Origin of the sequence: Aestuariispira insulae (assembly GCF_003385955.1) — a bacterium.
GTDB lineage: Bacteria > Pseudomonadota > Alphaproteobacteria > UBA8366 > Aestuariispiraceae > Aestuariispira > Aestuariispira insulae.
The window spans coordinates 274,026-287,175 of sequence record NZ_QRDW01000001.1; the positions used below are offsets into that span (position 1 = coordinate 274,026).

Below are 13,150 nucleotides of genomic sequence, written 5' to 3' on the forward strand. Positions count from 1 at the left end.
GAGTTAACAACATGGTCACAGAGCCATGCCCTTACGCCTTTGGGTTTAAACCTTGGACATATGCGTAAGGCTCCCGGTCGATAACTGACATGAATGAAAAACTGTCTGTGATCGGTTTGCTAAGCCCGCCAAGACCGGACCATAAAGCCATCCAAAATCACGAGTCAATTCAATTAAGTGTTTGATATTGTTGACAATGTGGGACATCCCACAAGTGAGACACCTAATATGACTTAGACATCAATCACTTCTCATCCCCGACCTAGCAATCACTGTCTGAAAACAATTGAATGAAAGAACTTGAACAACAACCTACATATCCGCATCGCACTCCCTGAAGATGCGTTCCAACTCGCTCCCAATCTCCGGGAAGCAGACAAACAAGAAGTCATCACCTCAACAGGCAAAGATCCATTGAAGGTTATCCAGGAGTCCCTAGAGATCTCCTCAGAGGCATACTCAATCGTTAGCCCTGAAGGTCAGGTGATCGGTATCTTTGGCCTCTGTGCCGTCCCTGATGGCTCTCTGGGTATCCCCTGGCTACTAGCCTCTCCTGAGATCCTCAAACATCGACGTCATTTCCTGAGTGAGTGCCGGGGCTGGATCGAACGGTTCCAAGACAAGCATAATGTCCTGGCCAACTGTGTTGATGCCCGAAACACTATCAGCATTCGGTGGCTTGAATGGTGTGGCTTCCAAAAGGTTCAAACCCATCAGTCATGGGGCCTGAGCAACCTACCATTCCATGAATACGCAAAGGTTCGCGCCCATGTGTGAAGCCTCTTCACTGTTCGCGGCCTCCCTGGCTCTCTCTGCTGCGACGTCAGCGGTCAGTTATTCAGCCCAGAAGCAACAGACCGATGCGATTAACGCCCAGAAGGCATACAACAGGGAACAGTCCACCAAGAACTACAACTCCAAGATAGCCCAGTTGCAGGCCCAAGAGATCGAGGCTCAGGACGCGGCCTTGGTGGACAAGATGCAGAACAAGACGATGACCCTTCAAGAACAAGCATCCGCTGAGGTTGCCGCCCTAGAGTCTGGTGCCGGTGGGTCGGTCTATGATGTCCTCATGGCAGACTTCGACCGCTCAATGGGTAACTTCGACCGTATGACAGACGCGAACGTCCAACGAGAGGTCCTGGGTCTTCAGAACCAGAAAGAAGCCGCCTATGCCCAACACCAGTCCGAATACATGGCTAACGCTCCGGTTTCTGGACCGTCTGCCGCTGGTGCAGTCCTTCAAGTCGCTGTTGATGGGTTTGGGGCATACAACCAATACCTCAAGGCTCCGACCAAGAAGACCACTAGCACGTTGACCGGCTCCCAGAAGAAATACGGGGTTGGTTACGGACATCATGGTGAGATGGGGTTCTAAGCCGAACGCCAAAGCCTGACCGAGATGAAGGGACCAATAGGAAGGTAAATCCCGTTGGTCCCTTCCCGTCAGATGCTCAAGCTTGTTATGACACCGACAAAGCCAATCGCAACGGTGACTATCAGTGTAACGAAAAGGTACCGATTGATCCTGGCAGTATGAGCGATACCGTCAGCTATTAGGTTTAACTGAGCGGTCTTCTGTTCAAGTAAACTAATCACATGAGTAACAAGCAACCTAGCTGTTTCGGATCTATTATTCGATCACTAATAAGATTCTCTGCTACTCTCATGTATTTCCAGAAGCTCCTTGAGGTTTTCAATCCCTTTGGCTGTGAAAGCCGGAGTATATTTATCATTACAGCCGTGAACATGTATGAAACCATCTTCCGGTTCTAGTTCGAGACTAGTTTCCGCAATCCTGTCAGGGTGTTGGTTCAGGAGTTCTGCTACATAGGCAAGCGTAAACACAGATGTAACAGCGGCCATAATCGTTTATTCTCCCCGTATTTTCTCGTTCACCGTGACCGGACCAGCGCCTTACATCAGGTGTGCCAGATCCAGTCCAGCATAGCTGATCTTCTTCATGTTTTCATTTAGTACCTTCAGCGAATGCCCAGAACCATATCGCCCGGACATACCAGTTTCCACATGACCTTGAATGGCGTCCATCACATCCTTTGAAACCCCGCCTTCCCTACAAGCATCCTCAAAGTTATGCCTGAAGGAATGGAATGATATCTTGTTATGTTTCAGTTTGTGGACCGTAAGGAATCTTGAGAAGTGCTTGGAAAACGGTGAAGACCAGTACCCATCATTCCCTTTCTTGATCTCTGGGAACAATCGGTCATTTTTGGCTTTCCTCATCTTTTCAACATGCTTCAAGAAACCCAGCTCAATGAGTGTCGGATGAACAGGAATCTTGCGTTTGCTCCCCGCCGTTTTCAGGGTCTTGTCATCGCTATCCGTATTCATATCAAGATATAGGATACCGTCCTGTTCCCTCACATCGTTCACATGTAACTGGATGATCTCACCCGCCCTAGCCCCTGTGAACAGACCTATGAGGGGAATCCAGTAGATCCCTTTGTCATTTGGTATCAACGAACCCGGATCTTTCCATGACGATTGCGACTTGCAGCCGGTATATATGGGAGTCTTGAAGATCGTGTTGAGTTCATTGACGGTAAACGGTAATCGCTCGTCTCGAATATTCCGTTTGTTCTTCACCTTCAGTCCTTTAAACGGACTCGGGGTACAATCATCATAGTTCGCCTCCCCCCATGTCCAGAAAGACCCAATGAACCCCATAAGCTTGTTGGCGTTGGTGTCAGACATTGGTGTCATATTCGACTCCCTAGCCTTCTCAGCAGCTTCCTGAATGGTCAGAGACTTCAAAGCGGGGTGCTTCACCCAATTAGCCGGTAATGCCGTCAGGATGGCCTTAAAAGCACGCCCATCAGCCTTGGAATAGTCAGAGATAGGCTTATCTCCAATGACCTCAAGGAAGTGCCCCATCCAAATCGTATGCTCCCGCTCAATTTTTGGCCTCCATGCGCCCCGAGACTTTTCCGCTATCCATTCCTTGGAAGCCTGAGACAAAAGAGGCAGATTGTTATTTGAAACAGGTTGGCTATCAGGAAATTCAGGAGTCTCAATTATATCGCCCTTGTTCCTTGCCCTACGTATTTCATTGGCTTTGATGTACCCCGCCTGAAGCTTGCGGGCCAGTTGTCTAATACTGGGGGAATCGGGGTCGATCTCAATTCCCATACCACCAATCCAGTCTTCCGCCTCTGCCAGATAGAAGCTGTCCACCTTGCCTCTCGCATGGTAATGACGGGCATTCATATCCCATTCGTCGATTTCTTCCTCGTATTCCTCAAAGGTAGGAACGGGTAGTTCTGGCAGTTCATCGTCATCAGGATCAAAGAACCCACCCTCTCGAACGTCATCATCTTCCGCCAACATACTCGCATAGTACAACTCAGCAGCTTGCGCCATTTGTTCAGCCGTCAGCTCCTTTACGGGCGGGTTCTTCTTTCGGTGCAACCCCAAACGATGGGACTCAAACAAAGCATCTACCCTTGCGGCCTCAATACGAACCAACCGCATTGCTTCGGCCCTATCTTTTGTCCTGAGTGAGGAGACCTCTTCGGTCTTTGGGTACGAATCCTTGATATCAATCGGCACGGCGGCACGGTGATAATAGGTTGCTCCACGGCGATATAAACGGGGGTGTCCAGTCATCTTCTCCATGTCCTCACTGTAACAGTCCAATGGAACAACGGGAAGAAAAAAGCCCCGGAAACCAGCTAGTTACTGACTTCACAGGGCTTTTCGAAATCTGGCGGAGAGACCGGGACTCGAACCCGGGCATGATTGTTACACCATGACGGATTAGCAATCCGCTGCATTACCGCTCTGCCACCTCTCCAGATGGCCAAGGGATATTCCCTCGGTGCAGGCGCGTTAGTATCGCTCACGGGGGCTGCTGTCAATGGCCAGATTTGATCTTATTGCGATTTTATGACTGCGGATCAACAACAGGCTCTGTTTCCCGGCATTCAGTCCGGAACGGCCATTCCCTGAACCACCGCCGGGCGGGTGCCGACCACCTCGAACCAGCGCCTGGCATTGGGATAATCGGCCCAGTCGATTCCCTGCCATTCCCAACGCGCGATCCAGGGATAAGTGGCGATATCCGCAATCGTATAATCCCGGCCCGCCAGATAATCCGTTTCGGCAAGCCGTTGATCGAGAACGGAATAAAGCCGCTTTGCCTCATTGCTGTAGCGCTCGATCGCGTAAGGGATCTCTTCTTTAGCAAATTTCCGGAAATGATGGGCCTGGCCCAGAAACGGACCGATACCGCCCATCTGCCACATCAACCATTGCATCACTTCAAAGCGAGACCGGGGCGTGACCGGCATGAAGCGGCCGGTTTTTTCCGCCAGGTAAAACAGGATCGCCCCACTTTCAAACAGGGAGAGCGGCTCGCCGCCGGGGCCCGCGGGATCGATAATTGCCGGGATCTTGTTATTGGGGCTGATTTTCAGGAAAGCCGGGCCGAACTGTTCGTCCTTGAGAATATCAACCGAATGCACCTCGTAAGGGAGGCCGCATTCCTCCAGCATGATGGAAACCTTGCGACCATTGGGGGTTCCCCATGTATAGAGCTGAATCGGCTCACGTTGCCCCATCTTACTTATCCTCCCCATTCGGTCAGGTCGCTGTCCACTATCAAGAATTTAGCGGTTGGGCGCGACTATATCCCAAGCTTCGCCCAGAGTGATAGCTAAGTTTGAAAAAAAGGTTAACCGCGCGAATTGGATAAAAACCTGGCGCATTTTCGTTGACGCCCACCGCCTTTTTCCTGCTAAAGGGCTAGGAGACCGGCAATACCGTCGGCCATACAGACAGTCCTCCCGCCCGGAGGGAGCGGAGCACCAGCATGTTAAGAGCGTATCAGGCCGTCCTGACCATCATCCTCAGCGCCGCCATCGTTGCCTGCGGCAATGGCATGATGGGCACCTATGTGCCGATCCGCCTGAAGGAAGGCGGGTATGGTCCAGAACAGGTGATGATTGCTGTGATCTGTTTTGCGGCTGGCATGCTGGCCTCATGCCTGCTGAGCGGTTATCTGATCCGCCGGGTCGGCCATATAAGGGCGTTCGCCGCCTTTGCCAGCATTTCCGGGTTGGTCATGCTGGCCATGTCCTGGCAGATCAGTCTGGAGGGCTGGGCCGGACTGCGCTTTGTTCACGGCTTTACCTCTAACGCCATATTCATGATCGTGCAAAGCTGGTTGAATGAGCGGACAGAAAGCCGGTTCCGCGGCCAGATCATGGCCTTCTTCTATGTGATGTACACTCTCTCATATGGCGGTGGCGCCCTGATCCTGACCGGGGTCGATGTCACCACCACCGGGCCGTTGATGATCGGCTGTGCGCTTTATCTCGCCGCCATAGTACCCATGTCGACCACACGGGTCGAAGCCCCCAGTCTGCCCAGCCGGATCTCCATCGATCTGGTCAAGGTTTACCGATTGTCGCCGGTCGGCCTGGTCGGTGCCTTTGTTTCCGGCGCGGTCGGTATGGGCCTGCAAGGGTCCGGCGCGGTTTACGCCGGGCTTCTGGGCCTGGCACCTGCCGCCATCTCTCTCTTGATGTTCAGCACCCAGGCCGGCAACCTGGTCATCCAGTGGCCGCTGGGGTTTCTCTCTGACAGGTTGGACCGCCGGTATGTGTTGGTCGGCACTGGCCTGGCGGTTTCGGCCCTGACCATCTTCATCAGCGGCCTGAGCGGCGAGACCTTCCTCATTCTGGCCATCGCCTTTGCCGCGCTTGGCGGCTGCTCAGAGTCGATTTATTCCATCTCCGCCGCCCACGCCAATGACTGGGCCGATGAAGATGATTATGTGACCCTGTCCAGCACGATCCTGATTGTCTGGTCGGTCGGCGCGCTCAGCGGACCGATTGCCATCACCCCGCTGCTCGGCTGGTTGGGACCGGTCGGCCTTCCGCTCTATTGTGGTGTCGTTGCCGCTGCCTTCGCACTCTTTGCCCTTTGGCGCCTGACCGCCCGCGCCCAACCGCCCGAGGCCGATCAGGAACAGTTCCAAGCCCTTGCCCCCGCCCCGGCCAGTACTGATCTGGCCTGGAACGAGGAAGAAACGCCTGAACCGGTGATTGAATCAGAACCGGCTATTGAATCAGCTGATAAACCGTGAGCGCCTGATAAGTGCCGTCTTCTTTCATCGCACGCAAAGTCGCATCCACCCGGTCGCGCAGGTTGGCAAGGCGGTTTTTCTTTGAAAAGGCGATATAGCTCGGCACACTCTGCAAAGGCGGCTGCAATTCCCGCACCTGATCGGAAACACCCAGACTACGGAAGCGATAGATTCCGCCCAGACGGTTGAACACCACAACATCCGCCCGGCCATTCATCAAAAGGCGGATCACCGTATCGCCATCGCTGACCCGGTGAATATTGGCAATGGTCCCGTCTGTGACCGCCCGGTCAAAGGCCTGGCCATAGCTGACCCCATGCCGGGCAGCAAATTGTTGGTCGGCCAGGTCCGCCAGGGTGGCATAAGTTTCGATCTTAGAAGTATTGCGCACAAATAAGGAGACTTCCTGCGGCATCAGCACTTCGGAGGAATAATCCAGAAAAGCTTCCCGCTCCGACGTGCGATAGGCGGTGAAAATGGCATCGGCATTGCCCAACTCCACCATTTTCAGTGATCGCGCCCAGGGAAAAGACTGGATTTCAATATCCTCGTCGAGACGCCGAAACACCTCACGCACCACATTAACAGCAAGTCCCCGGGCTTCACCATCTTCCATATATTCATAAGGCGGATAATCAAGCGTCACCAGCAGAAGCCTGGCGGAAACGGGTGACATGCAGCCGATCCAGACGGCCAGAAAGAGCAAAAAAGTCTTCATGCAATCCATCATAACGCATTCGTTGCCGGAGCCAACCACCTGTTCGAATTCCCTAGCATAATCAATTTACCGTCTGTTTTCACCATTTGAATGTCACGCCCGGGCAGAAAAATGCAGTTCGCCCCGATTTCGCACGCTATGAACTCAAAAAAACAGCATTATCGTGAATTTTGTAACGCGATTTTCACATAAACTCGATTTTCAGCATAAAAAATGCAAGGTCAAACACAACAAACCTTGTTTGTTGGCAAAAATTGCATATAGTCGCCGCAACATAACCTCTTCCATAAAGGATTCCCGGCCATGACCATCCGTGAAGCTTTCACGTTCGATGACGTTCTCCTGCAACCCGCACGCTCGTCCGTGCTGCCGCACGAGACCGATACATCCACGATGCTGACCAAATCCATCAAGCTGGGTATCCCACTTATGGCTGCGGCCATGGACACGGTATCGGAAGCAAGACTCGCGATTGCCATGGCCCAGCAGGGCGGCATTGCCGTTATCCATAAAAACCTGGATGTGGAAGCGCAGGCGGAAGAGGTCCGGCGGGTGAAACGGTTCGAATCCGGCATGGTCGTCAACCCGATCACCATCACCCCGGAACGGACCCTGGCCGATGCGCTGGAAATCATGCGCCGCAATTCCATTTCCGGCATTCCGGTCATTTCCAAACGCAAGGGCCACCTGGTCGGCATCTTGACCAACCGCGATGTCCGCTTTGCCAATGACATGGCAACCCCGATCCGCGATCTGATGACCAGGCGCGGCCTGATCACGGTCAAGGAAGGTGTCGGACCCGAGGAAGCAAAACAACTTTTGCACAAACACCGCATTGAAAAACTGTTGGTGGTGAATGAGGAAAAACACTGTGTCGGCCTGATCACGGTGAAGGATATCGAGAAATCCCAGGTTCACCCCAATGCCTGTAAGGATGAAAATGGCAGCCTGCGCGTCGCCGCCGCCACCGGCACCGGCCCCAACGGCATTGCCCGCGCTGAAGCCCTGATTGATGCCGGTGTGGATGTCATCGTGGTGGATACCGCCCATGGCCATTCCGAAGGCGTGCTTGACCAGGTTGGTATGGTTAAAAAGCTATCCAGCAACGTCCAGGTGATCGCCGGCAACATCGCCACCCCGGAGGGGGCCAAGGCGCTGATCGATGCGGGTGCGGATGCGGTGAAGGTTGGCATTGGGCCGGGTTCCATCTGCACCACCCGCATCGTCGCCGGTGTCGGTGTCCCGCAATTGACCGCCGTCATGGAATGCGCCGAGATTTGTGAACAGGCTGGCGTGACCGCCATTGCCGATGGTGGCATCAAATTCTCCGGTGATCTGGCCAAAGCCATTGCAGCCGGTGCCGGTGTCGCCATGGTCGGTTCCCTGCTGGCCGGCACGGAAGAGGCCCCGGGCGAGACCTTCCTCTATCAGGGCCGGTCCTATAAATCCTATCGCGGCATGGGCTCCGCCGGTGCCATGGCAAAAGGTTCCGCCGACCGCTATTTCCAGGAAGAAGTGGACAGCACCAATAAATTCGTCCCCGAAGGCGTCGAAGGCCGCGTTCCATACAAAGGTCCGGTCGCAGGTGTCATTCATCAACTGATCGGCGGACTGAAGGCCTCCATGGGTTATACCGGCAATGGCAGTATCCAGGAAATGCAAAAAAACTGCACCTTCCGCCGGATCACATCGGCTGGCTTGCGCGAAAGCCATGTCCATGACATTACGGTGACCAAGGAAGCCCCCAACTATCAGATGGGGAGCTGATCATCCGGCCATATTGACAAGGGGGCATCTATGACATTACCGACTTTGGAGACCGAGCGTTTCTTCATCAGGCCATTGCAGGAAAGCGACCTGGACCTGATGCTTGAGATGGATACGGATCCAGAGATCATGAAGCATGTCGGCGGGGCCATGACCGAGGAAGAAGTCCGGTCCCGCCTGCCCAATTATCTACACCGGGATGAAGAGAAAATTCATGGCCAATGGTGTATTGTTTCCAAGACCGATGGGGAACGCCACGGATTGGTCCTGGTGAAGCCGATGCCGGTGGAAGAGCCCAATGGAAGGCTGTTTGATACCATTGAGGCCAGCGGGATCGAGATCGGGTACCGACTGCGCAAAACCTCCTGGGGCAAAGGCATTGCGACCGAAGCCTCGGAACCGTTCCTGGCCCTGCAATTTGATGAAGTCGGTCTGGACCGGTTGATCGCCTGCATCGATCCGGAGAATAACGGATCACAGAATGTATTGAAGAAACTGGGCATGCGCTATATCGGAGAGACTCCGGCCTATGGGCTGATCTTGCCGACCTTTGAAATCACCGCCGCCGAATGGCGCGCGGCCCGGAACAGTTAGGATTATAAATGAAACCAGCTGCCAGAACCCTCGCAGCAATCGACCTTCTCGACCGGCTGGATGAACCGGACAATATTCCGGTCGATAAACTGCTCGCCGACTGGGGCCGCCAGAACCGTTTTGCCGGCTCCAAAGACCGCAGCGCCATCGCCACCAAGGTCTATGGCGTGCTGCGCCGACGGGCCCAGTTGGATTGGTGGCTGCAGCGCGCCGGCGGCGACATCTCCAACCGGTCACGCCTGCTGGTCTGGTACAAGTTCCGCCGGGATATGCCGATGGAGCGGATTGAGGAAAATTTCGACGGCACCAACTATGCCCCCGAAAAATTAACCGAACGGGAAAAGCGTGTCCTGATTGAACTGGATGGCCAGCAACTGATGCATGGCTGCCAGCCGATCGCTGCGAAAGGCAACATCCCGGACTGGCTCGAAGAAAAAATGACCAAGCTTTATGGCAACAAGGTCATCGAGCATCTGGCCGCTTTCAACCAGGAAGCGCCTGTTGATTTGCGTGTAAATACACTAAAATCCAGCCGCAGTGCCGCGATCAAGGCGTTGGAGGCCGAAGAGATTATTGTCGATCCGACCCGCCTCTCCCCCATCGGCCTGCGTTTGGAAAAGCGCCAGCCTTTGAGCGGCACCAAAAGTTTCCGCGATGGTCTGGTCGAGGTTCAGGACGAAGGTTCCCAACTGGCCGCATTACTGGCCGATACCAAACCCGGCCATAAGGTTGTGGATTTCTGCTGTGGTGCCGGCGGCAAGTCGCTGGCCATGGCCGCCGAGATGGAAAACAAAGGCCGGATCATCGCCTGCGACGTTTCCGAAGCCCGGTTGAAACGCGCAACCCAGCGGTTCAAGCGCGCCGGTGTCTTCACTGTTGAGACCCGCACATTGTCTTCTGAACGCGATAAATGGATCAAACGCCGGGCCGGCAAGCTGGATGGCGGGTTTAACCGCGTCCTGGTCGACGCCCCCTGCTCCGGCAGCGGCACCTGGCGCCGGAACCCGGACCAGAAATGGCGCACCACCGAACAGGATCTGGAAGAGCTGAGCAAATTGCAGGCCTCGATCCTGGATTCATCGGCCCGCCTGGTCAGCCCCGGCGGCCGGCTGATTTATGTGACCTGCTCGATCTTTGAAGAGGAAAATGAGGCCCAGGTCGAACATTTCCTGAAAGAAAACAGCAGCTTTTTCCTGCATCCCATTGCCAAGATCTGGGGCGAGAAATTCCCCTCCCCCTGCCCGACCGACGCCGACACATTGCGTCTCAACCCGCTCGATCACGGCACAGACGGTTTCTTCGTCGCCGTGATGGAACGTAAATTGTAAAGGATCCGCCTATGACCGATCGCATCCTGATCATCGATTTCGGCAGCCAGGTGACCCAGCTCATCGCCCGGCGCGTGCGCGAAAGCGGGGTCTATTCCGAAATCCACCCGTTCAACAGCGTAACCGACCAACTGTTGGAAGAATATGCACCCAAGGCGATCATCCTGTCCGGCGGCCCGGCTTCTGTCACCTGGGAGGAAAGCCCGCGTGCTCCGGCCAAGGTCTTTGAAATGGGCGTACCGGTCCTGGGCATCTGCTATGGCCAGCAGACCATGATGGAACAGCTGGGCGGCAAGGTGGAGACCTCGGATCATCGGGAATTTGGCCGCGCCTATGTTGAGATCAACAAAAACTGCGCGCTGTTCGATGGCGTGTGGGAGGTCGGCACCTCCGAACAAGTCTGGATGAGCCACGGCGACCGCGTGGGCAAACTGGCCCCCGGTTTTGAAGTGGTCGCCACTTCTGAGGGCGCGCCCTATGCGGCCGTCGCCAACGAAGAGAAAAAGTTCTACGCGGTCCAGTTCCACCCGGAAGTAGTCCACACCCCCCATGGCGCGCAGCTGCTGAAAAACTTCACCCATAATGTGGCGGGCTGTTCCGGTGATTGGACCATGGCGGCCTTTAAGGAACAGGCGCTGGATGCCATCCGCAAACAGGTGGGTGACGGCAAGGTGATCTGCGGACTATCCGGTGGCGTCGACAGCTCTGTTGTGGCGGTCCTGCTGCATGAGGCCATCGGTGAACAGCTCACTTGCGTCTTTGTCGATACCGGCTTCATGCGGGCCGGTGAGTCGGAACAGGTGGTTTCCATGTTCCGCGACAATTACAATATTCAGTTGGTGCATCGCGATGCGTCCGACGATTTCCTGGGCGCCATCGGCGACAGCATCGATCCGGAAGTGAAGCGCAAAGCGATCGGCAAGCTTTTCATCGATGTGTTCGAAGAAGAAGCCAAAAAAGTTGGCGGCGCTGACTTCCTGGCCCAGGGCACGCTTTATCCCGACGTGATCGAAAGCGTTTCCTTCACCGGCGGCCCGTCGGTCACGATCAAATCGCACCATAATGTGGGCGGCCTGCCGGAACGGATGAACATGCAGCTGGTCGAGCCGCTGCGCGAACTGTTCAAGGATGAGGTCCGTGACCTGGGTCGCGAACTGGGCCTGCCGGACAGCTTTGTTGACCGCCACCCCTTCCCCGGCCCTGGGCTGGCGATCCGTATCCCGGGCCAGCCAATCAACCGAGAGAAACTGGACATCCTGCGCAAAGCCGACAGCATTTATCTGGAAGAAATCCGCAATGCTGGCCTCTACAACACCATCTGGCAGGCCTTTGCGGTGCTGCTGCCGGTGAAGACGGTCGGCGTGATGGGTGATGCCCGGACCCATGACTATGCCTGCGCGCTGCGGGCGGTGACCTCTACCGACGGGATGACGGCGGATTATTATCATTTCGACCATGATTTCCTGAGCCGGGTCGCCAACCGGATCATCAATGAATGCCGCGGCATCAACCGGGTGACCTATGACATCACCTCAAAGCCGCCGGGCACCATTGAGTGGGAATAAGCAAAAACGAGAAAAGCGGCTTGATTTTCAGGCCGCTTTTTTCTTGTCATGCCGGGTGTAAACCTGCCAATTTTGCCCCTCATCCATCGCAATAGCCGAAAACCATGACTTCGCTACAGAAAACCATCATCGCCGCCACCCTGACCTTGTTTTTCCTCTATCATGCGGTCACCGACACCGCCGCCGGGCATGGCCTGATGCCGATGAATGCGGAAAATGCGCTTTTGACCAATCTCAGCTATACGGTGCCGGTCTTCCTTTCTCTGATCTGGCTGTTGCGATCCTTGCGCGAACTGGCCCATGACCGGGCCAAAAAATGAAATATTCTCTCGCCGCGCTTTTTCTCTCCGCCATCGCCCTATCCAAGACCGGTTGGTCTGCGGATCCCGACATGGAATGGGTGCAGGCTTTGAGCTGGGAACCGGCATTTTGTGAAACCGTCAGCCACCGTCCGGTCGAATGCAAGACTGCACGCGAGGATGATTATGCCGCCAGCAACCTTGTGCTTCACGGGCTCTGGCCGGAAACCGGGCAATATTGCGGCGTTTCGGAAAAAAACCAACAGTTGGACAAGGACCGGCAATGGGCAAAATTACCGGAAACGGAACTGCCCTTGCCCCTTCGGGATGAACTGGCCCAGAAAATGCCAGGGGTGGCTTCCCATCTGGACCGGCATGAATGGATAAAACATGGTACCTGTTCAGGGTTGAACGCCGGGGGTTATTACCGGCTGTCCCTCGATTTGGTGGACGCCGCCGAAAAGTTGGAAACCACACGCCTGTTACGGGACAATATCGGCAAGACCATCGCCTATCGGGATCTGTGTAACAGCCTGACCCATGATTTCGGTCCTGTCGGGCCACAAGCGGTCAAAGTCCGGCAAAAGAAAAGCGGTTCCCGTTTCAACCTTGTAGAGCTTCAATTCGCGCTGAAAACAGGCCCGGATGGTAAACTTAGGCTTTCGCGTGAAGATCTGCGCCCAATCCAGCCGATCAAATGCGATAACCGCAAATTGCATATCGATCCCAGCGGCCCGTGATATCATCAGGCCTCCGGCCATGTAAGGAAG

General features: G+C 54.9%; 12 protein-coding genes and 1 tRNA gene. 9 read left to right on the plus strand and 4 right to left on the minus strand.

Features of this window, described 5'->3' with window-relative positions:
• Nucleotides 1-300 precede the first annotated feature (300 nt).
• Together DFP90_RS01385 and DFP90_RS01390 are read left to right on the plus strand one after the other, a co-directional pair.
• Nucleotides 301-777: a hypothetical protein gene (locus tag DFP90_RS01385; protein ID WP_115934624.1), complete on the plus strand. Its 477-nt coding sequence runs from the start codon at nucleotides 301-303 to the stop codon at nucleotides 775-777.
• Nucleotides 770-1,378, plus strand: a complete 609-nt coding sequence (locus tag DFP90_RS01390; protein WP_115934625.1) for a virion core protein, T7 gp14 family — start codon at nucleotides 770-772, stop codon at nucleotides 1,376-1,378. The genes DFP90_RS01385 and DFP90_RS01390 overlap by 8 nt, the downstream gene beginning before the upstream one ends.
• 539 nt (nucleotides 1,379-1,917) lie before the next feature.
• Here DFP90_RS01390 and DFP90_RS01400 read toward each other — a convergent pair.
• From DFP90_RS01400 to DFP90_RS01410, 3 genes are all read right to left on the minus strand, one after another.
• Entirely contained in the window at nucleotides 1,918-3,627 is a 1,710-nt protein-coding gene (locus tag DFP90_RS01400; RefSeq protein WP_218044545.1) for a site-specific integrase, read from the minus strand.
• A 98-nt stretch (nucleotides 3,628-3,725) separates the two neighbouring features.
• Nucleotides 3,726-3,814: transfer RNA gene (locus DFP90_RS01405), tRNA-Ser, on the minus strand.
• Nucleotides 3,815-3,944: 130 nt separating this feature from the next.
• Nucleotides 3,945-4,580 carry a glutathione S-transferase N-terminal domain-containing protein gene (locus tag DFP90_RS01410; RefSeq protein WP_115934627.1) on the minus strand — a complete coding sequence of 212 codons (636 nt, stop codon included), beginning with the start codon at nucleotides 4,578-4,580 and terminating at the stop codon, nucleotides 3,945-3,947.
• A 251-nt stretch (nucleotides 4,581-4,831) separates the two neighbouring features.
• On the opposite strand from DFP90_RS01410, the gene DFP90_RS01415 reads away from it, so the two are divergent.
• Entirely contained in the window at nucleotides 4,832-6,109 is a 1,278-nt protein-coding gene (locus DFP90_RS01415; protein WP_115934628.1) for an MFS transporter, read from the plus strand.
• Here DFP90_RS01415 and DFP90_RS01420 read toward each other — a convergent pair.
• Nucleotides 6,084-6,827 carry a substrate-binding periplasmic protein gene (locus tag DFP90_RS01420; protein ID WP_181905127.1) on the minus strand — a complete coding sequence of 248 codons (744 nt, stop codon included), beginning with the start codon at nucleotides 6,825-6,827 and terminating at the stop codon, nucleotides 6,084-6,086. The genes DFP90_RS01415 and DFP90_RS01420 overlap by 26 nt on opposite strands.
• Nucleotides 6,828-7,130: 303 nt before the next feature.
• Here DFP90_RS01420 and guaB point away from each other — a divergent pair, with 303 nt between their 5' ends.
• From guaB to DFP90_RS01450, 6 genes are all read left to right on the plus strand, one after another.
• On the plus strand, nucleotides 7,131-8,594 hold the full coding sequence (gene guaB / locus DFP90_RS01425) for an IMP dehydrogenase (RefSeq protein ID WP_115934630.1): 1,464 nt from the start codon (nucleotides 7,131-7,133) through the stop codon (nucleotides 8,592-8,594).
• A 30-nt stretch (nucleotides 8,595-8,624) separates the two neighbouring features.
• The gene (locus tag DFP90_RS01430) at nucleotides 8,625-9,188 is read left to right on the plus strand and encodes a GNAT family N-acetyltransferase (protein WP_115934631.1); all 564 of its coding nucleotides are present in this window, start codon (nucleotides 8,625-8,627) and stop codon (nucleotides 9,186-9,188) included.
• 8 nt (nucleotides 9,189-9,196) lie between these two features.
• Entirely contained in the window at nucleotides 9,197-10,516 is a 1,320-nt protein-coding gene (locus tag DFP90_RS01435; protein WP_115934632.1) for an RsmB/NOP family class I SAM-dependent RNA methyltransferase, read from the plus strand.
• Between the two features lie 11 nt (nucleotides 10,517-10,527).
• On the plus strand, nucleotides 10,528-12,081 hold the full coding sequence (gene guaA / locus DFP90_RS01440; RefSeq protein WP_115934633.1) for a glutamine-hydrolyzing GMP synthase: 1,554 nt from the start codon (nucleotides 10,528-10,530) through the stop codon (nucleotides 12,079-12,081).
• A 104-nt stretch (nucleotides 12,082-12,185) separates the two neighbouring features.
• Complete coding sequence (locus DFP90_RS01445) at nucleotides 12,186-12,401, plus strand: hypothetical protein (protein ID WP_115934634.1); 216 nt, start codon at nucleotides 12,186-12,188, stop codon at nucleotides 12,399-12,401.
• Nucleotides 12,398-13,120 (plus strand): ribonuclease T2 family protein, encoded by a 723-nt coding sequence (locus DFP90_RS01450; RefSeq protein WP_115934635.1) that lies wholly within the window; start codon nucleotides 12,398-12,400, stop codon nucleotides 13,118-13,120. The genes DFP90_RS01445 and DFP90_RS01450 overlap by 4 nt, the downstream gene beginning before the upstream one ends.
• Nucleotides 13,121-13,150: the final 30 nt, after the last annotated feature.

Coding starts and splice junctions, on each gene's coding strand:
- DFP90_RS01390 (WP_115934625.1), top strand. CDS start 770: ATGTGTGAAGCCTCTTCACTGTTCGCGGCCTCCCTGGCTCTCTCTGCT.
- DFP90_RS01400 (WP_218044545.1), bottom strand. CDS start 3,627: ATGACTGGACACCCCCGTTTATATCGCCGTGGAGCAACCTATTATCAC.
- DFP90_RS01410 (WP_115934627.1), bottom strand. CDS start 4,580: ATGGGGCAACGTGAGCCGATTCAGCTCTATACATGGGGAACCCCCAAT.
- DFP90_RS01415 (WP_115934628.1), top strand. CDS start 4,832: ATGTTAAGAGCGTATCAGGCCGTCCTGACCATCATCCTCAGCGCCGCC.
- DFP90_RS01420 (WP_181905127.1), bottom strand. CDS start 6,827: ATGAAGACTTTTTTGCTCTTTCTGGCCGTCTGGATCGGCTGCATGTCA.
- guaB (WP_115934630.1), top strand. CDS start 7,131: ATGACCATCCGTGAAGCTTTCACGTTCGATGACGTTCTCCTGCAACCC.
- DFP90_RS01430 (WP_115934631.1), top strand. CDS start 8,625: ATGACATTACCGACTTTGGAGACCGAGCGTTTCTTCATCAGGCCATTG.
- DFP90_RS01435 (WP_115934632.1), top strand. CDS start 9,197: ATGAAACCAGCTGCCAGAACCCTCGCAGCAATCGACCTTCTCGACCGG.
- guaA (WP_115934633.1), top strand. CDS start 10,528: ATGACCGATCGCATCCTGATCATCGATTTCGGCAGCCAGGTGACCCAG.
- DFP90_RS01445 (WP_115934634.1), top strand. CDS start 12,186: ATGACTTCGCTACAGAAAACCATCATCGCCGCCACCCTGACCTTGTTT.
- DFP90_RS01450 (WP_115934635.1), top strand. CDS start 12,398: ATGAAATATTCTCTCGCCGCGCTTTTTCTCTCCGCCATCGCCCTATCC.